At 68.5% G+C, this 21,293-nt stretch carries 13 protein-coding genes; all 13 read right to left on the bottom strand.

Translation table 11 applies throughout. The annotated features are described in order from the left end of the window. Positions 1-55: 55 nt before the first annotated feature. Entirely contained in the window at positions 56-1,600 is a 1,545-nt protein-coding gene (locus ABEU20_RS24305; RefSeq protein ID WP_420166956.1) for an acyl-CoA carboxylase subunit beta, read from the bottom strand. Further along, positions 1,601-6,523: a polyketide synthase Pks13 gene (gene pks13 / locus ABEU20_RS24300; protein ID WP_420166955.1), complete on the bottom strand. Its 4,923-nt coding sequence runs from the start codon at positions 6,521-6,523 to the stop codon at positions 1,601-1,603. Between the two features lie 31 nt (positions 6,524-6,554). Continuing rightward, complete coding sequence (fadD32, locus tag ABEU20_RS24295; protein WP_420166954.1) at positions 6,555-8,450, bottom strand: long-chain-fatty-acid--AMP ligase FadD32; 1,896 nt, start codon at positions 8,448-8,450, stop codon at positions 6,555-6,557. 237 nt (positions 8,451-8,687) lie between these two features. Beyond that, complete coding sequence (locus tag ABEU20_RS24290) at positions 8,688-9,689, bottom strand: LLM class F420-dependent oxidoreductase (protein ID WP_420166953.1); 1,002 nt, start codon at positions 9,687-9,689, stop codon at positions 8,688-8,690. Positions 9,690-9,850: 161 nt separating this feature from the next. Then, on the bottom strand, positions 9,851-10,837 hold the full coding sequence (locus tag ABEU20_RS24285; RefSeq protein ID WP_420166952.1) for a cutinase family protein: 987 nt from the start codon (positions 10,835-10,837) through the stop codon (positions 9,851-9,853). Between the two features lie 6 nt (positions 10,838-10,843). Beyond that, positions 10,844-11,401, bottom strand: coding sequence for a DUF732 domain-containing protein (locus ABEU20_RS24280; protein WP_420166951.1), 558 nt, complete (start codon positions 11,399-11,401; stop codon positions 10,844-10,846). Between the two features lie 115 nt (positions 11,402-11,516). Continuing rightward, positions 11,517-13,406, bottom strand: a complete 1,890-nt coding sequence (locus tag ABEU20_RS24275; RefSeq protein WP_420166950.1) for an alpha/beta hydrolase-fold protein — start codon at positions 13,404-13,406, stop codon at positions 11,517-11,519. A 215-nt stretch (positions 13,407-13,621) separates the two neighbouring features. Then, entirely contained in the window at positions 13,622-14,620 is a 999-nt protein-coding gene (locus tag ABEU20_RS24270) for an alpha/beta hydrolase (RefSeq protein ID WP_420166949.1), read from the bottom strand. Between the two features lie 292 nt (positions 14,621-14,912). Next, a complete protein-coding gene (gene zomB / locus ABEU20_RS24265; RefSeq protein WP_420166948.1) occupies positions 14,913-16,820 on the bottom strand; it encodes a flagellar motor control protein ZomB in 1,908 nt (635 codons plus the stop codon). Continuing rightward, positions 16,798-17,703, bottom strand: coding sequence for a decaprenyl-phosphate phosphoribosyltransferase (locus ABEU20_RS24260; RefSeq protein WP_420166947.1), 906 nt, complete (start codon positions 17,701-17,703; stop codon positions 16,798-16,800). The genes zomB and ABEU20_RS24260 overlap by 23 nt, the downstream gene beginning before the upstream one ends. Continuing rightward, complete coding sequence (locus tag ABEU20_RS24255) at positions 17,700-18,215, bottom strand: phosphatase PAP2 family protein (RefSeq protein WP_420166946.1); 516 nt, start codon at positions 18,213-18,215, stop codon at positions 17,700-17,702. The genes ABEU20_RS24260 and ABEU20_RS24255 overlap by 4 nt, the downstream gene beginning before the upstream one ends. Further along, on the bottom strand, positions 18,199-20,046 hold the full coding sequence (locus tag ABEU20_RS24250) for a glycosyltransferase (protein ID WP_420166945.1): 1,848 nt from the start codon (positions 20,044-20,046) through the stop codon (positions 18,199-18,201). The genes ABEU20_RS24255 and ABEU20_RS24250 overlap by 17 nt, the downstream gene beginning before the upstream one ends. Further along, complete coding sequence (gene glf, locus ABEU20_RS24245) at positions 20,043-21,263, bottom strand: UDP-galactopyranose mutase (protein ID WP_420166944.1); 1,221 nt, start codon at positions 21,261-21,263, stop codon at positions 20,043-20,045. Before glf ends, ABEU20_RS24250 begins: the two co-directional genes overlap by 4 nt. Positions 21,264-21,293: the final 30 nt, after the last annotated feature.

Genomic DNA, 21,293 nt, shown 5'->3' with positions numbered 1-21,293 from the left:
ACCATTCATGCGCTGCGAGCGCACAAAGGGTCCCTTCAGCTTGGAGACGCGGGGGTCAGAACGGAAGCAGATGATGCTTGCGCGGGTTCTTGAAGACCTTCTTGTCACGGAGCAGGGTGAGCGCCTTGCGGATCTCGAGGCGGGTGGTCGACGGCTCGATGACGGCGTCGATGTAGCCGCGCTCGGCCGCGATGTACGGCGTCGCGACGTGCTCGTTGTAGAAGTTGATGAGCTGCGCACGGACGGCGGGGGCGTTGTCGCCGGCGGCCTCGATCTGCTTGCGGCCGATGAGGTTCACCGCGCCCTCGGCACCCATGACCGCGATGCGGGCGGTGGGCCAGGCGAGGTTGACGTCGGCGCCGAGCTGCTTGGAGCCCATCACCGCGTACGCGCCGCCGTACGCCTTGCGCACCACGACGGTGACCTTCGGCACGGTCGCCTCGACGTACGCGAACAGGAAACGCCCGCCGCGCTTGATGACGCCGACCTTCTCCTGCTCCACACCGACCAGGAAGCCGGGAGTGTCGACGACGAACACCAGCGGAATGTCGTACGCGTTGCACACCCGCACGAAGTGCGCGCCCTTGTCGGATGCCGCGGCGTCGAGCGCACCCGACAGCTGCATCGGCTGGTTCGCGACCACGCCGACCGGGCGGCCGTCGACACGCGCGAAGCCGGTGATGAGGTTCTGCGCGGACTGGCCCCGAACCTCGAGGAACTCACCGTCGTCGAAGATGTTGATGAGGATGTCGTGCATGTCGTAGCCGGCGTTGTCGGCATCGGGCATGAACGCATCGAGCGACCGGTCGTCCTCGGTGATCTCCGGTTCGAGGCCGGGGTTGATGATCGGAGGCTTCTCGGTGCAGCTCGACGGCATGTAGCTGAGGTACTGGCGCGCGTACTCGAACGCCGCCTTCTCGTCGGCCGCGACGTGGTGGATGTTGCCGTACTCGGCCTGGTGCCGGGCACCACCCAGCTCGTCGAGGCTCACGTCCTCGCCGGTGACGGACTTGATGACGTCCGGGCCGGTGACGAACATGTACGACTCTTCGGTCGCGATCACGATGTCGGTGTTGATCGGCGCGTACACGGCGCCGCCGGCGCACTTGCCGAGGATGATCGAGATCTGCGGGCACATGCCCGACAGCGGCTCCTGGCGTCGGCCCATCTCGGCGTACCACGCGAGCGAGGTCACGGCGTCCTGAATGCGGGCGCCGGCGGACTCGTTGATGCCGACGACCGGGCAGCCGATCTTGATGGCGAAGTCGTTGACGGCGGCGACCTTGCGGCCGAAGATCTCGCCGGCCGCGCCGCCGAAGACCGTCTGGTCGTGCGCGAACACCGCGACCGGACGCCCGTCGACCAGGCCGTGGCCGGTGACGACGCCGTCGCCGTACGGGTTGGAAGCCTCACCGGGCTGCCGCGCCAGCTGCCCCATCTCGACGAACGTGCCCGGGTCGAGCAGCATGTCGATCCGCTCACGCGGCGTCGGCAGGCCCTTGTCCTTGCGCTTCTGAATCGCCTTGGGGTTACCCGGGGCCTTCGACAGCTCGAGCTTTTCGTGCAGTTCCGCAAGCTTTTCTGCGGTGGTGGTGCTCACTCAGTTGCTCCGCTTCTCGATCTCGGCCAGCTTGTTCGACAGGTCCGCGCCGACCTTGGAGATATAGGGCTCGTCGACGATCTGGATGTGGTCGCCACCGATGTAGACGACCTCCAGGTTCTTCGCCACGTCACCCCAGCCGCCGTCGGGCTGACGAGTCCCGAACGAGGGCTCGAGGTTGATCGCGTCCTCGTGGTAGCTGTCCGCCATGTACAGCACGACGTCGCCGTCGTACTGCTGCGGATCCGCCGTCTGGATGGCGCGGTTGTCGAGCCACGACGTCCGCTGGTGCTCGATGATGCCGCCGGGGATCTTCGCGCCGCTGAGCTTGAGCAGGTCCATCAGGATCCCGATCTGCTCCTCGTCGCTGCCCGCCTCGGCGAGCCGATCGAACGGCAGGGGTGCATCGACACCGTACGTCTTCTTCGCGAACTTCGCGTACCGCTGCCAGCGGGCCCGGATCTCGTCCGGGGTGTCCTCGACCTTCTCACCGGCCATGACGGTGTCGATCAGGCCGACGACGCGGACGTCGGCGCCCTGCTCGCGCAACTGGCGGGCCACCGCGTAGGCGAGCACGCCGCCGAGCGACCACCCGGCCAGCACGTACGGGCCGTCGCCCTGGATCTCGCGCAGCAGCGGAACGTACGCGGCGGCACGCTCGTCGATCGGGCCCTCGACCCGCTCGAGACCGAACATCGGCGTGTGCGGCGGCAGACGCTTGAGCAGCGGCTCGTACGCCACCGTCGACCCACCCGCCGGATGGAACACGAACACCGGCACCGCGTTCGAGCCGTCGGTCCGCGGACGCAGCGTCCGGACCAGCCCGTCGATCTTCAGACCGTCCTCGAGATGCTGACGCACCGTCTCGGCGAGCTGCTCGATCGTCTCCGCGTCGAGGACGTCGTCGACGGTGATCTCGCCGCCGGACCGCTCGGTGAGACGCGCCGCCAGTTTCTCCGCGTTCTCGTCGTCGAGGATCGGCAGCGTGCCGAAGATGCCCGGCGCCGACTTGCCGGTCACCACGGCCCACGACGCGAACGTCAGACGCTCGGCCGCGTCACGCGGCGGCACGTCGACCTCGCCGGACCGGGCGGGGTCCTCTTCCACCGACGCGGCGGCCGGAGCCGCGACGGCCTCGACCGTCTCGCCGGCGTCCTTGTCCGCCTGCTGCTGCGCGGCCATGGCCGCGACCTCCTCGCGGTTCTCCACCGCGTAGCGCAGGTACTTCGCGACGTCGTGCAGGCTCGCATCCTTCACCGCGGCCAGCTGCAGCTGCGGGATGTCGAACTCGTACTCCACGCGGTTCTTGATCCGGACCGCCATCAGCGAATCCAGACCCAGCTCGATCAGCGGGATCTCGCCCGGCAGATCCTCCGGCGCGTAGCCCATCGACTCGGCGACGATGATCGTCAGCCGATCGTCGAGCGACTGCGAGCTCTCCGGATCCCACCGGTCCCCGAAGGTCTCCGCGGACTCGGTCGAAACCTCGTCCGACACCGCGGGCTTCGCTGCGACGGCGGCGGCCACCGGCTCGGGCAGCGCCTCACCGGACGACACGACGGCGTCGTACACGAGCGCGAACCCGGTGGCGGACTTGCCGTGCACCTGCACCGACGCACCACCGAGGTGCGGGACGAGCGTCGTGGTCAGCGTCCCGGCGGACGGCACGTCGCCGTGCGCGACGGCGCCGGTCAGCGCGACATCCGTGAACAGCTGCGACGCGGCAGCGGTGACGAGTGCACCGAGGTCGGTGACGGCGGACGCCTGCACCTCCCACGCGTGCCGGCCGTCGGGCAGCGCGACGTGCGCACCCGGAGCCCGGGTGTTGCCCGCCGACGACACCCGCGCGTCGATCCAGTGCCGCTTGCGCAGGAACGCGGTCCGCGGCAGGTCGGCGAAGGCGCCGGACGGCAGCAGCGACGGCAGGTCGACGGCATGCCCGTGGACGTACAGGTGCGCGAGGGCGGTGAGCACGCCGAGCGGCTCGTCCTCCTTGCGCTTGAGCGTCTGGATCAGCTGCGTGTCGGCGATTCCCGCCGCCCATGCGGTCGCGGCGACCGACATCAGCGTCACCGGGTTCGGCGCCAGCTCGACGAACGTGGTGTGTCCGGCGTCGACCGCGGCCTTGACGGCGTTGGTGAAGTAGACGCTGTGGCGCAGACCCTTGGTCCAGTACTCGACCGGGTGGATCGCGGCGTGGCCCGCCGGATAGAACGCGTCCTGATCGACGGACGAGTACTGCCCGACCTTCAGCGTGTACGGCTCGATGCCGGCCAGTTCGGCCGCCAGCTCACCGAGCAGCGGATCGACCTGCGACGTGTGGCTCGCGCCCTTGGTCTGCAGGACGCGGGCCAGCTTCTCCTCGGCCTCGGCGCGCGCGACGATCGCGTTCACCTCGGGCTCGGGCCCACCGATGACGGTGTGGGTGGGGGCCGCGTAGACGCACACCTCGAGGTTCGGGAAGTCCGGCAGGACACTCTCGATCTCCTCGGCGCTGTACTCGACGAGCGCCATGAGGCGGATGTCGTCGCCCTCGAGCATGCCCTCCGCTTCGCCCATCAGGCGCGATCGCGAGCAGATGACGCGGACGGCGTCCTCGAGCGACAGTCCACCCGAGACGTACGCGGCGGCGGCCTCACCCATCGAGTGCCCGACCAGCGCGGCGGGCTCGGCGCCGTGGTGGCGCAGGGTCTTGGCGAGCGCGACCTGGATGGTGAAGATGCCGACCTGCGACGTCTCGACGTCGTAGTCGAGCGAGTCGTCGAGGAACTTCTCCTTCATGGAGTAGCCGACCTCGTCCTCGATCAGCGCGTCGACCTCGTCGACGGCCGCGCGGAACACCGAGTTCTCGATGTACAGCTGCTTCGCCATCTTGCGGTGCTGCGAGCCGTAGCCCGAGAACACCCAGACCGGTCCCTTCGCAGCGGGCGCGTCCGCGGTCAGCACACCCGGGGCGGGCTTGCCGGCGGCGACGGCGCGAAGGCCGGTGACGGCCTCGGCGCGGTTCGTGGCGATCACGACGGCGCGGGAGCGGCCGTGGTTGCGCTTGGCGAGGGTGCGCGCGACGTCGGCGAGCGGCGTCCGGCTGCCCTCCTCGGTCTCGAGCCAGTTGGCGAGGTCCTCGGCCGCGCGACGGCGCCGCGACGGCATCGACGCGGACACGGCCAGCAGAACCGCGGTCTCGGCGACCTCGACGGCGTCCGACGCCGCGTCGAGCCCGACCGACTCCGCGGCCTCGGCGAGCATCCGCTCGGCCTCGGCCTCGATGGTGGTGTTCTCGTTGTCGAGATCGACCGGCTCCGCGACGACCTCGTCGACCTTCGCGGGGCCCGTGTACTCACGGACCACGACGTGCGCGTTGGTGCCACCGAAGCCGAAACCGGACACGCCCGCGACAGCCTGCCCGGTGTAGCGCGGCCACGCCGTCGCCTCCGGGACGACCTGTAGGTGCGCCTTGTCGAACTGGATGTACGGGTTGGGGCCCGCGTAGTTGAGCGACGCCGGGATGACGTCCTCCTGCATCGCCAGCACGACCTTGATCAGGCCCGCGGCGCCCGCGGCGGCCTCGAGGTGACCGAAGTTCGTCTTGGCCGAGCCGAGGAGCGCCGGCTTGTCGTCGTCACGGCCGCGGCCGACGACGCGTCCGAGCGCGTCCGCCTCGATCGGGTCGCCGAGGATCGTGCCGGTGCCGTGCGCCTCGATGTAGTCGACGCCGGACGGTGCTATGCCCGCGTCGCGGTAGGCGTGGCGCAGGCAGTCGGCCTGCGCGTCCGGGTTGGGCGCGAGGAGGCCGTTGGAGCGGCCGTCCTGGTTGACGGCGGATCCGGCGACGACCGCGAGGATCGTGTCGCCGTCACGCTCGGCGTCCTCGAGACGCTTGAGTACGACGAGGCCGCCGCCCTCGGCGCGGACGATGCCGCTCGCGTCGGACGAGAAGGCCTTGATCTTGCCGTCCTCGGTGAGGACACCGCCCTCGTCGAAGCCGAGGGTCGCGGGCGGCGCGAGCAGCATGTTCACACCGCCGGCCAGCGCGATCTCGGACTCGCCCGAGCGGAGGCTGCGCACCGCCTGGTGCACCGCGACCAGCGACGACGAGCACGCCGTGTCGAGCGCGATCGACGGTCCACGGAAGTCGTAGAAGTACGAGACGCGGTTCGCGACGATCGCCGTCGACGTACCGGTCAGCGCGTACGGGTGCGCCGACGCCGGATCGCTCACCGCGAGCAGCTGGTAGTCGTTGGCCGACGAGCCGAGGAACACACCGACCTCGCGGCCCTTGAGCGCGCTCGCCGGAATGTGCGCGTGCTCGAGCGCCTCCCACGTCAGCTCCAGCGCCAGACGCTGCTGCGGGTCCACGTTCTGGACCTCGAGCGGCGACATCGCGAAGAACTCGGCGTCGAAGCCCTGCACGTCGTCGAGGTAACCACCCTTGGTGGCGGCCTTCTCGACGGCGGCCGCGACGTACGGGTCGGCGGTGAACTCCGCCCAGCGGCCCTCGGGAAGCTCGGTGACCGCGTCGCGGCCCTCGATCAGCAGCTTCCACATCTCCTGCGGCGTGTGCCCGGTGCCCGGGAACCGCGACGCCAGGCCGACGATCGCGATGTCGTGCGACTGCCCGGCGGAGAAGCCGCCGCGGTAGTAGGCGGCGTCGTCACCGTCCGCGGGCAGGTCAGGCTCACCCTCGATGATGCGGGTGGCCAACGAGGCGATGGTCGGATGCTGGTACACGACCGTGGCGGAGAGCGTGACGCCCACGAGATCCTCGATCTCCCCCGACAACGCGACCGCGTCGCGGGAGGAGAGTCCGAACTCCTCCAACGGTCGATCGTCGGATATCGCCGCCGCCGGTTGCCCGGTGGCCTCAGCGATCCAGTTGCGCATCCACTCGCGCAGCTGCGCGACCGTCATCTCGTGTTCAGCCATCAACTCACCAAGCTATCCGTCAGAAAAGGATCTAGTCGGAAACGGCGTCCGGGAACGCGGTCTGGATGTGGCCGCCACGCAGCGTCCCCTCGACGTACGCCGCCTTGCACGCGCGGCGGGCCAGCTTGCCGCTGGACGTGCGAGGAATCGATCCGGCCGGAACCAGCAGCACATCACGCGCGGTGACACCGTGCCGCGCCGAGATGGCGCCGCGAACGGCGTCCGCGATCGGCTGCGGATCGGCCTTGCCGGCGCCCGGCGCGCGCTCCGCGACGACGACCAGCTGCTCGGAGGCGTCGTCCTGGTCGAAGACCAGCCCGGAGTGCGAGTTCTCGAACACCTGCTGCGGCAGCTGGTTCGCCGGAACCGCGAACGCGGCGACGAAACCGGGACGGAGTGCCGAGCTGGCCTCCTGCGCCGAGTACTCGAGATCCTGCGGGTAGTGGTTGCGGCCGTCGACGATCACCAGGTCCTTGACGCGGCCGGTGATGTACAGCTCGCCGTCGACGAACACGCCGTAGTCGCCGGTGCGCAGCCAGTTGGCGTCGTCCGGTGCGCCCTCGGCGTGCGAGTTCGCGGGCAGGCGCTGGAGCAGCTTGTTGTGGAACGTCTCGGCGGTCTCCTGCTCGCGACCCCAGTAGCCCTGGCCGATGTTGTCGCCGTGCAGCCAGATCTCGCCGACGTAGCCGTCGGGACGCTCGGCGGCGGACTCGGTATCGACGATCGTGGCCCACTGGCTACGCGAGACGGCGCCACACGCCACCTGCGCGACCGCACCGGGGGCGTCCTGGTCGACCTGGACCATGCGGCCCGCGTTGAGCTCGTTGCGGTCGACGTACATGACCTTGGCCTCGTCCGACGGGTGCGTGGTCGAGACGAACAGCGTGGCCTCCGCCATGCCGTACGACGGCTTGATCGCCGTCTTGGGCAGGCCGTACGGCGCGAACGCGTCATTGAACTTGCGCATCGACGACACCGTGACCGGCTCGCTGCCGTTGATCAGGCCGATGACGTTGCTCAGGTCGAGGTGCTCGCCCTCCTTCGGCAGGCCGCGGATCGCAGCGTGCTCGAAGGCGAAGTTGGGGGCCGCGGCGTACGTTCCGGCGCCGTCGGCGATCGCGGCGAGTTCCTTGATCCAGCGGTACGGGCGCTGGACGAACGCGCGCGGGCTCATGATGGTGATGTACTGGCCGCCCAGCGCGGGCAGGATCACCGTCAGCAGGCCCATGTCGTGGTAGAGCGGCAGCCAGGTGACGCCGCGCGAGTGTTCGCTGAGGCCGAGCGAGTCGACCATCTGGAGCACGTTGGTGGCGACACCGCGGTGCGTGATCTCGACACCGGCCGGCGTGCGGGTGGAGCCCGACGTGTACTGCAGGTACGCGATGTCGTCGAGCTCGATCGCGGGACGGACCCACGTGTCGCCGACGCTGTCCGGGATCGCGTCGACCGCGATGATCCGGGGACGCTTCGCGGCGGGCAGCGAACGGAAGAACTGACGGACACCCGCCGCCGACGACGTCGCGGTGAGGATCGCGGTCGGCTCGCAGTCACCGAGGACCGCGTGCAGACGGTCGGTGTGACCGGGCTCGTCCGGATCGAACAGCGGAACCGCGATCCGACCGGCGTGGATGGCCGCGAAGAAGGAGGTGACGTAGTCGAGGCCCTGCGGTGCGAGGATCGCGACACGGTCGCCGTACTCGGTGACCTGCTGCAGGCGGGCCGCGACGGCACGAAGACGCAGACCGAACTGGCCCCAGGTCAACTCGTGCGCTTCGCCGTCACGCTCGCGCGAGTAGTCGACATAGCGGTACACCAGGTCGCCCGCGTTGTTACGCGTGTGCTCGTCGACGTAGTCGATCAGCGTGTGCCCCGGCGTGAGCCGGATGTGGCCGTGTTCGTCGAGGTAGTCGTCGAACATCGCGTTCATTCCTTCTCCTGTCGAAGCGATCACACAACCATCAACCGACATGGTTGCGCCCCAGACTTCCTTCGCCGCGCGGATTCATCGTTAGTTCTCTGTTTCGTCGGTCGTGGCCTGCTTCATGTCGTCGCTCATGGCTACCCTTTCCCGTTGTAGCCACTCGCAACCTTCGGGACGTAGACGACACGCCTACGAGTCGGTCCATCGACTCGAAACCAGCAACATGTTACAGATGCGCATCGCCTACTCGCCCCGGAGCAATGGGATCACCGGCGCGAATGCTTCCATCTGAGTCGGAAAGACGCCCACATATGACATCGACGTCTTCTCGCGCACGTTACGAATCTGGTCCGCGATCTCCTCGTGCGTACCGATCGCCAGGTACGGCGAGTTCAGGAGCTCCTCGACCGACAACGCGGTGTCGACCTCGATGTTCGGCGGGAATCCCTGGTCGAGAGCGGCCAGCGCCATCTCGGCGGCCTGCTCGCGATCGTCGGTGACCATGATCGTGGTCACGGTCCAGTTCAGTTCGATGTCGTCGAACCGCACACCGGCCGCGTCCCGGATCCGCTCGACCCGCTCGATGGTCTGCTCCATCGTGATGCCCGACAGCAGGAGTCGGCCGTCCTTGCTGGTCGGCGTGGCCACCGAGATGATGTCGGCGTACTTGGCCGCCAGGGCCAGCATCTTGGGGCCGCCGCCGCCGACCGCGATCGGCGGGCGCGGGCCCTGCCGGGGCCGGGGGCTGCCCTTGAGTCCGCTGATCCGGTAGTGCTCGCCCTCGAAGTTGCACTCCTGGCCACGCAGCAGCGTGTCCAGAATCTGCAGGGACTCCTCGAGTTTCGCAATTCGGACAGCCGGGCGCTCGTATTCGATGCCGCCCTTGTCGAACTCTTCCTTCATCCAACCCGCGCCGATGCCGAGTTCCAGACGGCCACCCGAGAGGACGTCGATCGTCGCGGCATCCTTCGCGAGCACCGCGGGGTGCCGGAAGCCGTTCGCGAGAACGGCGGTTCCCAGACGGATCTTGTCGGTCGCGACTGCGAGGGCCCCCAGCGCCGCGATCGGGCCCACCTGGTTGCCCAGGTGATCCGGGATCATGAAGCTGTCGTAGCCCAGCTCCTCGGCCTTCTGCGCGAGCTTGACGAATCGACGAGCACCACCCTCTTCGGCATTACCCTCGCCGCCGGCCGCGAAGCGGAACTTACGCGGTGCGCGGACGTCCGAGACGTCGGTGGAACCCATCAAAGCCTTCTTCCTCGTTCACGCATGCAGCCCCGGCCCGTCCAGGCACAACCAATCAAGCATAGGGATTCACCCCCGTTACCCGTGATCGGGTCGCGAGGACGGACATTACCGCTCGCGAGGTTACTGAGGAGTCGGTTCGGACTACTACGTTCGGCAGATCACTCGTGCGCAGGTGCGGGCGCCTCGTCGATCTTGTCGGCAGCCCAGTTCGCGATCCACTCCGTCGCGGTGGTTCCGTTGCCGTCGACCACGAATGTGTTGTACATCGCATGGATCGGGTTGTTGTAGTACTCGGTCAACCGAGACGCGCTGCTGAGCCAATTCCCGACCTTGAGCGCCTCCGCGGGGGCGTCGCAGATTCCGTCGCTGGGAGCACAGATCTGGACCGCGCGATCCGCCAGCGCGCCGAAGCCACCCGGTCGCACGCCCGTCATGGTGATGCCCGGCAGCTTCAGGCCCGCGAGCGACAGTTCCGCACCGACACCGGCGACCGGCGGACCGATCGTGGGTGCCGCGGCGGGGTCACGCCTGCCGTCGGCGATCACACCGACGCCCAGCACCAGGTCGGGCGACACCGGGCCGTCGCCGGCGCCGATCCGCGCCGCGACGTCTCCCGCGATCACCGCGCCCTGCGAGAAGCCGGTCAACAGATACGTCGTGAGCGGGCACTCCGCGTGCCGGCGCTCGATGAGGTCGATCGTCGCCGCTGTCCCGGCCGCACGCGAATTGTTGTACGACTCCTGGCCGTCCGGCGGCAGCGCGACCGGATTGGAGAACTGCGCGACGTACGGGACCGTGTAGACGTCGGCGCGCTGGGGCGAGAACCGCTCCTGCAGCGGCCTGGTCACGTTGAGCATGAGCGACGCGGGGTTGGCCGTCGGGTTGTGCGGGTCGTCGCCGACGTTGGACTCCCACGTTCCGGGCACCGAGATCACCTGGACGTCGGGACAGTCCGCCGGCTGCGCTGCCGGTGGTGTCGGACCCGGTGGCGTCGGCGGCGCCGGCTCGGGCACTCGCCCGGCCAGCAGGTACCAGCCCGCCACGATGACGAGCACCAGGATCGTCGCGAGTACTGCGACGAGCCCGAAGCGCTTCCGCCCCCGATTCTTCCCGTTCTTCCGCGTTCCGCGGCCGCTCACACTCACGCGCGGCTACCGGCAGTACTCGGCCTGGGCGACCTGGATGTAGATCCCCGCGTTCTTGCCGGCCTGCTCGGGCGTGATTTCCTGGCCCGACGCGATCGCCTCGCTGCCGACCGCGGCGGTCACGAACGTGGAGATCTCCTCGTTGGAGCTGCCCTGCTCCTTCGCGGCACAGATGTAGTCGGCGGTCGAGACAGCGATCTGACCGTCGCCGGCGGGCGTGATGCCCTCCTTCTCCAGACCGTCGAGGAACGCCTGACCGCGGGGATCGATCGGCACCTCGGTGGGACCGGGGAAGCCGCTCGGCACGGACTGCTGCTGCTCGACCGGCTCGCTCGTGGCCTGGCTGCCGCCCCCGGAGGGTGCGGGCGCGGCGGCGTCACCCGTCGTCTTGCTCGAGGTCGACTTGGTGGTGGACGCCGCCGCGGCGGACGTGGTCGACGGGTCCCCGGTAGCCGACGAGTCGTCGCCGCCGCAGGCAACCAGCAGTCCACCGGCGGCGACTACGAGCGCGCTCATCGCAACGGTGCGAGCGAGCGCGGAACGGGTACGGGAGAAGTGCGACATGTCAGTCCTCGAGTTTGCTGTGTCGAAACGATCTCTTGAAACAGGCTACATACGACGCGGGGCGGCGCCCGGATCCGCTGATCCGGTCACCGCCCCGCGCGTGGTCGGACCATCGTCAGGCGATGGTCGTCTTTCCGTCCTTGATGGTGATGACGCCGTGCTGGAACTTCTGCTGCACGCCACCCGGAACGTCGGACTGGTCACCGATCGGGAAACCCAGTCGACCGTTCTCGTAGTTCTCCTTCGCCCAGGCCTCGAAGATCGGGCCGTTCTTGACCGACCAGGCGCCGCTCGCGGGGCTCCAGTAGATGTTGCCGTTCTGGAAACGGTTGAAGGCACCGTTGTCCTTGACGGGCACCTCGCTGGTCAGCGGAAGGCCGAGCCAGCCGCCCTCCCAGCCCAGTTCGCCGTACTTCTTCATGATCAGGCCCCGGACCGCCTGCGCGCCGGTGGGCTGGGTCCAGTACATGGTGCCGATCTCGAAGCCCTGGACCAGGCCGTCCTTGCCCTGCAGCTTGGTCTGGTCGGCGTTCGGGTAGCCGAGCGGACCCGTCTCGTAGCCCTGCTTGACCCACTCGTCCTTGATCGGGCCGCTCACCGCGTGGGCGCCGGTCTGCGGCGTCCAGTAGATCGAGCCCTTCTGGAAGTGGTTGAACCGGCCACGGCCGTCGGGGGTGCCGTACTCCTGCGTGGTCGGGAACCCGAGCGCGCCGGACGGGCCGTTCGCGCCCTGGTAGGCGCCGCCGATACGTCCCGCGACGGGCTGCGCGCCGGTGCCGCCGGAGAAGAAGATGCGTCCGAAGCGGAAGTCCTGCGCGACACCGCCGGAGACCGGGTACTCACCGGTGAGGCAGTCGCCGATCCAGTTGTTGCCGTTCGCGACCGGGGCGATCGCACCGCCCACGCCGCAGCCCGGCTTGTCGGCCTCGACACCGAGCGCGGTGGCGAGCTGGGGCCACAGCTGGTGCAGCTCGAACTCCCAGTACGGCCACGAGTGCGTGCCCGACGGGCGGTAGTTGACCGTCGCGGGGATGTTCAGCTTGCGCAGCTTGGTGGTGAACGTCTGCGACGTCAGGCGCGACAGGATCTCGAGACCCATGCCCGCGTAGTTGGTGCTGATGCCCGGGATGCCGGAAGGCTGGTCGTACGGGCCGGTGGTGCCGCTACCGCTCGAGACGTAGAGGCTCATGCCCTTGAGCTTGTCGGCCAGCAGGTACGGATCGTGCGCGGCCCACGCGTCGTTGGTCGGGTTACCCCACATGGCGTCGGCGTCGTAGCCACCGGCGTCGCTCATCGCGTACGAGATGGCCTGCGGCATACCGAGCGTGGTGGTCGTGAGAATGCCCGACAGCGAACCGGCGAACTTGAAGAAGCCCGGGTTGCGTGCCGACAGCATCATCGCGGAGGTGCCGCCCATCGAGAGGCCGACGACGCCACGCGTCTGCGTGGTGCGCCACTGGCTCTCGAGGATCGGGGGAAGCTCCTTGGTGAGGAACGTCTCCCACTGGTAGTTGTGGCCGTTGTTCTGGTCGAGCCAGTCGGCGTAGAAGCTGGACTGACCGCCGATCGGGAGCACGACGTTGACGTTCTTGTCCGCGTAGAAGGCCTCGGCGTCGGTGTCGAGCGTCCAGCCGTTCTCGTCGTCCCGCGCACGCATGCCGTCGAGCATGTAGACGGCGGGGAACGTGGCGTTGGGCTTGGCGTTCCAGTCGCGGGCGAGCAGCAACTGCACCTGGATCGGGACACCCATCGACGGCGAGTTGACCCACACCGCGACGCGACGGTCGGTGAGCCAGTCGACCTTGCTGATGGCCCCCGGAGCACCCGCCTGCACGGTGGCGTCGCCACCCGGGGTGCCGAGGGACTGTGCACCGGCGGTACCGACCGAGGTGATGCCCGCCGCGATCGGCATGACAAGCGCGGCCGCGGCGACGCTGAGCGCCCTCCTTCGCCACCTACCCTCGGTGCCGGCGCGGTACGACGACCGCTCGAGACCTGATCGCATGGGGACAACTCTCCTTCGTCGTGGCGGGCGCCCCTCGGGGCCGAGAACGTCGCTTCCTTACTACACGGCGGAAGGGGCGATCCGGGGTTGCCTCGCTGGGGCGGTAAGTGAATTTTTCGTTCGGGGCCGGGCGCAGTCACCTGCGCCCGAACGCGGGACGCCTTCCCCCGCACGGATTGTGCGGGGGAAGGCGTCCCACGTCACGTCATGGGGTGTCACCACGCGTTCAGCGTGTTCAGGATCTGGCCGCGGGCCTTCCACAGTTCCTCGGACCAGTAGCTCCACGCATGGGTGCCGTGCGCCGGGAAGCTGTAGGTCGCGGGGATCTTCAGGGTGGCCAGCTTGAGCTGGAAGGCGCGGGTGTTGGCCAGCGACAGCGCCTCCAGGCCCATCGCGTTCGCGGCGTTGTAGTAGTCGATCGCCTTCTTCGGGTTGTCGTACTTACCCGGAAGGCCGCTCGCGGCCGAGATGTACATCGACAGGCCCTCGAGCTTGGGCGCGAAGACGAACGGGTCGTTGCGCAGCCAGTTCGGACTCCACGGCGGGCCCCACATGGAGTCGACGTTGTAGCGGCCGGCGTCGAGCATCGCGATACGGATGGCCTCACGCATGCCGGGCGCCGAGATGTGCAGGTAACCCGACAGCGATCCGGCGAACTTGAACTGGTCGCGGTGGTAGGCAGCGAGAGTCAGGGCTGCCGAGCCGCCCATCGACAGTCCGAGGACGCCGTTGTTGGTGCGCGAGACGCCACGGGTCTCGAGGTACGCGGGAAGCTCCTTGGTCAGGAAGGTCTCCCACTTGTAGGTGATCTTCTGACCGTTGAAGTTGCTGGGCGCGTACCAGTCCGTGTAGAAGCTCGACTGTCCGCCGACCGGCATCACGAGCGTGAGGTTGTCGAGACGGTACTGGTCGAGCGCATTGGTCTCGAAGGTCCAGGCGTTCGCGTCGTCGCGCGCCCGCAGGCCGTCGAGCAGGTAGAGGGCGGCGTCGCCGCCGCGTGCGGCCCACTGGATCTGGACCTTGATCGGACCCATGCTCGAGTCGACGAAGACTTCCTCGTAGCCGCCGGCCGGGGCACGGTGCGCGACAGGCGCCGCCGTCGCGACGGCCGTGCCGGCGATTCCGGCAACCACCGGCAGTACCAGCGCCGCGGCGGACACTCCGAGCAGGCGCTGCTTGAGGCGTCCGGTAAGCCTGTGTCGATCAAAACGCATGGATACTGCTCTCTCTTCGTCTTCGTCCGCGGCACCGCTCCAGGAGCGTGCCGACCCGATTCCGTCGGGGAAGCAGGGCCGCATCACCCCGTAGGGAGATAACGATCCTGTTTCAGGTCACACTGCGCTCGGAGGACTTTATGTCACGCGGTGCACATAGACAAATGCCCTCGAAACGACAACGGCGGCATCCGATGCCGCCGTCTCGCCGCTGGATGATCATCGACTCCGGTTGGGCCTGCGTTACACAAAAGAGACAAATCCGCAGGTCCGACACGACGGCCGGAGACGATCAGGGCTGCGGAACCTCGAGGCCGCACCGCTGGATCTCGTAGGCCGGAACCCGGTCGATCCGGTAGTCGGCGAACTCGAAGGATCGGCGCAGATTCTGCTTGAACCGCGGCCAGGTCAACTCCGACCGGTACGACGCGAGCAGGTCCTGCGTCGCCGGACAGGTCAGCGCCACCCGGGCGTCGGCCACCCATCGCTCGTCCATGAACGGCGGGATCCACGGGTGCAGTCCGACCATCCCGGCGTCGGCGACGATCCAGTCCGGCGCGAGGTCCTTGTCGTGGCCGATGCGCCCGTCCTCGATCCGATCGGTATGCGCGGCAATCGGATTCGCCAGCCCGATGTTGTCGAGGACCCGCACGTCCAGGGACGTGTTCATCGAGGCCATGCCGAGCATCGGGAAGAAGACGGTGTGCGGGGCGCCGCCCTCCGGCGGGACACCCGGCGGCGGAACGACGTACATGAAGTCGTGGTTGCCCGCGGAGATGACGACACCGCCGTTCGGGCTGGCCGCGATCGACTCGGCGATGGCCCGGACCCGCGGGAAGTCGAGGTAGTCCTCGGCGCGGATGGGATGCGCGTGACCGGTTTCGAGGGAGTAGAACGCACGCTCGTCGACGATTCCGTTGCGGCCGACGACGGTGCCGTTCGGCATGCCGTCCGAATTCGCCGCCCATGCCGCCCATCCGATGACGCCCACCCACGTCACCAGCGAGACGACGGCGGCGATCGTCGCGCGCCGGTCTCCACGGTCGCGGCGGCTCGGGAACCGGACCGGCACGACGGCGACGGGCAGCAGCAGGCAGAACAGCGCGGGCAGCAGCGTGCGGCCGTGCATGAAGTCGCCGCCGACGCGAATGGAGTACGCCGCCGACACGATCCCGCTACCGAGCATGAAGGCCACTGCCCCGCCGGGACTGCGGAGCCAGGTTCGGAATCGATGCACGCGGGAGGCGTCGGCCACGACGGGCACCTCGGCGGGGGGCGGGCGACGCAGGAGCCAGAGCACCAGTCCGGCGATACAGAGGAGGAGGATCGGGACCCACAGCTTGTAGGGGTCGACCAGATTCTGCAGGTAGTCGAAGCCCTTGCCCCACTTGGAGCCGCCGGCCTCCTTCGTCACCGCGGTGTTCGGGTAGGGCAGCCCGTAGTAGCCCATGCGGAAGATCTGGTACGCCACCGGCACCGCGCCCGCGACCGCGATCACGGCGACCCTGAGCCGCCAGTCGATTCCGGTGGCCAGCAGCATCATCCCGAGCGCGGCGGCACCGAGCAGCGCCATCTCCGGTCGGACCAACGGCGCCAGGCCGGCGACGAAAGCCAGCACCAGGACCGACGCCGTCGACGGCGTGGCCGCCTGCGCCCACCGCAACAGCAGCAGCGACAGCAGCGCGATCCAGAAGATGACCAGGCAGGTCTCCAGGCCGGACGTCGCGAAGTCGCGGGCCGGGACCAGCGCGATGTACACCAGCGCGCCGGCCGGCAGCAACACGGTGCCGCCCGAGATCCTGCCCGCGTAGAGGCGTTTCGCCGTGACCATCGCGAGTACGACGGCTGCGGTCGAGAGCACGAGTGCGATACCGAGCACCACGTACTCGAGGCGGATCCCGGTGATCCATCCGACCGCGTAGACGAGGTACGTCCACAGCGTGCTGGTGTTGGCCTCCACCCGCTCGCCCGCGTTGAACACGGGACCGTTGCCTGCGAGCAGGTTGCGGACCGTGCGCAGCACGATCAGCCCGTCGTCGGCAATCCACCGTCGCTGCCACGCTCCCCACACGAAGAGGAGCGCCGTCAGCGCGACACCGCCGACGAAGACCGCACGCGAGATCCGCTCCCCCAGGGGGCGCGGCTCGGTGTCGGTCTCGTCGGCGGCAGAAGTCGGCTCAGACGAGGTAGACAGCGACACCTACTACTCCGATCCAGGCAATCGCGAGGAACTGGAGCACCCGGTCGCCCAGTGCAATCTCTTCCGGTTCGCCCGCCTCGCCACCGTCGACGTCGACCGCGTACCGGAGGATCGCGATCGTGAAGGGCACCATCGAGATGGCGAACCAGTTGGTGTCGTTGGCGCGATCCTGCTCGAACGCCCACAGGCCGTAGCAGATGACGACCGCGGTCGCGGACAACGTCCACACGAACCGCAGGTAGGTGCCGGTGTAGTACTCCAGCGACTTGCGGATCTTCGCACCGGTGCGCTCCGCGAGCTGCAGCTCGGCGTACCGCTTGCCGGCCGCCATGAACAGCGAACCGAACGCCATGATCAGCAGGAACCACTGCGACAGCGGGATCTCCGCGGCGACGCCACCGGCGATCGCGCGCAGCAGGAAGCCCGACGAGACGATGCAGATGTCGAGCACGGCCTGGTGTTTGAGACCGAAGCAGTACGCCAGCTGGATCGCGATGTACACGGACATGACCACGGCCAGCTGCCAGTTCGCGACGAACGACAGCAGGATCGAGCCGGCGAGCAGCACGACCGCCATGGCGTAGGCCATGTTGACCGGCAGCACCCCGGCCGCGATGGGCCGGTAGCGCTTGGTCGGGTGCGCACGGTCGGCCTCGACATCCATCGCGTCGTTGACGAGGTAGATGCCGGACGCGGCCATGCAGAACACGACGAACGCGAGCGCGACCGGCAACAGCACGTCGGCTTCGGTGACGGACCCGGCCGCGAGGGGTGCGGCGAGGACGAGCACGTTCTTGACCCACTGACGCGGGCGGACGGCTTTGACGATGCCGCCGGCCAGGGTCTTCGGGGGCCCTGTGACGACTGCAGGCTCCTCGCTCATTTCACTCCAAACTTCTGCTCGGCCCGCAGCACGGCAGCCGCGGACACGGCGCCGAGTGCCGACCCCGCGAGCACGTCGGTCGGGTAGTGCACTCCGAGAACGAGGCGTGAGAGCAGCATCGGCGGGACCAGTACCGCAGGCAAGGGTAGCCCGGTGAGCCGGCCGAGCAGCACTGCCGCCGCCGTCGTGGAGGTGGCGTGCGACGACGGGAAGCTCAGCTTGCTCGGCGTCGACACGTTGACCTGGACGGACGGGTCGTTCGGGCGGGGGCGGCGGACGACGCGCTTGATGACGATCGATGCCGCGTGCGCACCGAGGGCGCCGACGGCGACACCGGCCCAGCGGCGGCGGCGCGGCTTGTCCAGCGCGGCGCCGACACCGGCGACGGCGACCCAGCCGAGGGCGTGCTCACCGAAGTGCGACAGGCCGCGGGCCGCCTTGACGACCGCGGGCTTGGCGCCGATGGTGCCCTGCACCGTCTGCAGGATCCGAACCTCAGATGCCGAAGACACGTTCCCACCTCTCCTTGCTGGTCAGCTCCGGCACGGCAGCCTTGTACTCGCGCTTGAGTTCGGGGAAACGCTCGGCGAGTTCGCGACGCAGGCGCAGGGACTCCTTGAACAGGCGGGCTGCGATCCGCGGGTCACGCTTGCGATAGACGACGCCGCGGCCGTCCGCGGTGGTGACGGTGACACCGTCGACCTGCGACAGCAGGAACCAGCGGGCGTCCAGCGTCGGCACGTTGAGCTGCGGGGTTTCGAGGTGCTCGGGCTTGGACTTCTTGAGGCTGTGGACCACACCCTTGGCCAGGCGGGTGGCGATGGCCACCTTGTTGGTCGGCAGGCTGACGTTGCCGACGTCCTCGCGGGACGGCAGCGGCAGGCTGGTCGACGACGGCAGCACGACCGCGTCCGGGTACTCCTTGCGCAGCGCGTGGACGGTGCCCAGCGCGGTCGGCAGCAGTTCGGCGACGTGCTCGGGTCCGGCCAGGAAGTCCGCGATCGCGAGGTTCTGGATCGCGACCGTCGAGTACTCGAGGCACAGCAGGTGCTTGACGGTGGCCTTGACCGTGTCGGCGATCAGGGAGGTGACGCCGTGCTTGTCGGGCTGGTGCAGCGCGGCCACGACGAGGCGGTTGCGCAGGTGGAAGTACGCCTGCCAGTCGATGGCGTCGTCCTTGTCGGTCCACGCCATGTGCCAGATCGCGGCACCCGGCATGGTCACCGTCGGGTAGCCGGCCGCCCGGGCGCGCAGGCCGTACTCCGCGTCGTCCCACTTGATGAACAGCGGCAGCGGCTGCCCGATCTCCTCGGCGACCTGCCGCGGGATCATGCACATCCACCAGCCGTTGTAGTCGACGTCGATGCGGCGGTGCAGCAGCTTGGACTTGCGCAGCGGCTTCTTGGAGAAGTCGTGGTCGTACTCGACGTTCGGGGCCGCGGTCCACATGAAGTTCTCGCGCTTGATCACCTCACCCATCACGTGGAGGTGACTGCGGTCCTGCAGGTTGAGCATCTGGCCGCCGACGAGCACCGGGCTCTTGGCGAACCGTGACATCGCGAGGGCGCGCAGGATCGAGTCCGGCTCGATCTCGATGTCGTCGTCCATGAACAGGATCTGCTCACAGTCCGTGTTCTTCAGCGCCTCGTACATGATGCGGCTGTAGCCACCGGAACCACCGAGGTTGCCCTGGTCGTGCATCGCGAGCTTGTCGCCGAGCGCGGCGGCGGCCTCGTCGAAGCCCGGCTCGTCGCGAACCTTGCGGGTGCCCTGGTCGGGGATGATGACGTGCTTGACGACGTCCATCACCAGCGGATCCGAGGCCAGTGCCGTCAGCGCCTTGACGCAGTCGGTGGGCCGGTTGAACGTCGGGATACCGACCGCGACGTTCGCCTCGCCGGGGGCGTCGATCGGCGCGTACCAGCCGGCGCTCAGCAGTTCCACGTCGGCGTCGGTGGTGATGTCGAACCAGATCCAGCCGCCGTCCTCGAACGGGCCGAGGTCGATCGAGAACTCGAGAGTTCCATCGTGGAACTCCTTGCCCTCCACATGGATTCGCGATCCGTCGGCCTTGGAGCGGTAGACGTCGACCCGGCAGTGCCCGGACAGCTCGAGCCGCAGCACGACCGACTCGAGGATGCTCCACCGCCGCCAGTAGCTGGCGGGGAAGGCGTTGAAGTAGCTGCAGAACGACACCTCGGACTCGGCGCCGATCGACACCGAGGTGCGCGAGGTGGCGTGCGCGCGATGGGGGTTGGTCACGGCCTCGTCGGTGTAGAGGCTGCGGACGTCGAGCGGCTCACCGGCGCGGGGCAGCAGCACCCGCTGGAGGAGCGCGCTCACGCGAGGTCTCCGGCCAGCGGGGCACCGGACTCGAGGTGCGGGCGCAGCGTGTTGTCGAACATCGACAGCGCGCTCGCGATCGCCATGTGCATGTCGAGGTACTGGTACGTGCCCAGACGCCCGCCGAAGAGCACCTTCGCGTCGGCGGCCTCGGCCTTGGCGCGCACCCGGTAGGCCTCGAGCTTGGCCCGGTCCTCGGGGGTGTTGATCGGGTAGTACGGCTCGTCGCCGGTCTCCGCGAACCGGGAGAACTCGCGCATGATGACCGTCTTGTCCTTGGGGTAGTCCCGCTCCGGGTGGAAGTGGCGGAACTCGTGGATCCGGGTGAACGGGACGTCGGCGTCGTTGTAGTTCATCACCGGGGTGCCCTGGTAGTCGCCGCAGTCGGTCAGGACCTCGGTCTCGAAGTCGAGGGTGCGCCAGCCCAGCTCGCCGTCGGCGTAGTCGAAGTAGCGATCCAGCGGGCCGGTGTACACGACGGGGGCGTCGGGGCTCGCGGCACGGATGTCGTCGCGGACGTCGAACCAGTCGGTGTCCAGCCGGACCTCGATCTTGTCGTCCTTCGCCATGTTCTCGAGCCACGCGGTGTAGCCCTCGACGGGCAGGCCCTCGTAGGTGTCGTTGAAGTAGCGGTTGTCGAAGGTGTACCGCACGGGCAGGCGGGTGATGTTGCCGGCGGGCAGGTTCTTGGGGTCGGTCTGCCACTGCTTGGCGGTGTAGTCGCGCACGAACGCCTCGTACAGCGGGCGGCCGATCAGCGAGATCGCCTTCTCCTCGAGGTTCGACGCGTCCTTGGTGTCGATCTCGGCGGACTGCTCGGCGATGAGCGCCCGTGCCTCGTTCGGCGAGTAGTAGCGGCCGAAGAACTGCGAGACCAGACCGAGGCCCATCGGGAACTGGTAGGCCTGCCCCTTGTGCATAGCGAAGACGCGGTGCTGGTAGCCGGTGAAGTCGGTGAACTGGTTCACGTAGTCCCACACGCGCTTGTTCGACGTGTGGAACAGGTGGGCACCGTACTTGTGGATCTCGATGCCGGTCTCGGGCTCGGCCTCCGAGTACGCGTTGCCACCGAGGTGGTGCCGGCGCTCGACGACGAGCACTCGCTTGCCGAGCTGCGTCGCGGCCCTTTCGGCGATCGTCAGTCCGAAGAATCCTGATCCGACGATGATGAGGTCGTACTGACCTGCGGACGGCTGGGGCGCGTTTTGGGCAGTCACGGAAAACAGGGTAGGCGACTCCGTTGCCCG

This window comes from Rhodococcus parequi, from assembly GCF_046042785.1.
Classification (GTDB): Bacteria; Actinomycetota; Actinomycetes; order Mycobacteriales; family Mycobacteriaceae; genus Prescottella; species Prescottella parequi.
This window is presented reverse-complemented; position numbering and strand designations above follow the sequence as displayed.

Excerpts from the sequence above, each read along its gene's own strand:
- pks13 (WP_420166955.1), bottom strand. The coding sequence starts at position 6,523 with ATGGCTGAACACGAGATGACGGTCGCGCAGCTGCGCGAGTGGATGCGC.
- fadD32 (WP_420166954.1), bottom strand. The coding sequence starts at position 8,450 with ATGAACGCGATGTTCGACGACTACCTCGACGAACACGGCCACATCCGG.
- ABEU20_RS24290 (WP_420166953.1), bottom strand. The coding sequence starts at position 9,689 with ATGGGTTCCACCGACGTCTCGGACGTCCGCGCACCGCGTAAGTTCCGC.
- ABEU20_RS24280 (WP_420166951.1), bottom strand. The coding sequence starts at position 11,401 with ATGTCGCACTTCTCCCGTACCCGTTCCGCGCTCGCTCGCACCGTTGCG.
- ABEU20_RS24275 (WP_420166950.1), bottom strand. The coding sequence starts at position 13,406 with ATGCGATCAGGTCTCGAGCGGTCGTCGTACCGCGCCGGCACCGAGGGT.
- ABEU20_RS24270 (WP_420166949.1), bottom strand. The coding sequence starts at position 14,620 with ATGCGTTTTGATCGACACAGGCTTACCGGACGCCTCAAGCAGCGCCTG.
- ABEU20_RS24260 (WP_420166947.1), bottom strand. The coding sequence starts at position 17,703 with ATGAGCGAGGAGCCTGCAGTCGTCACAGGGCCCCCGAAGACCCTGGCC.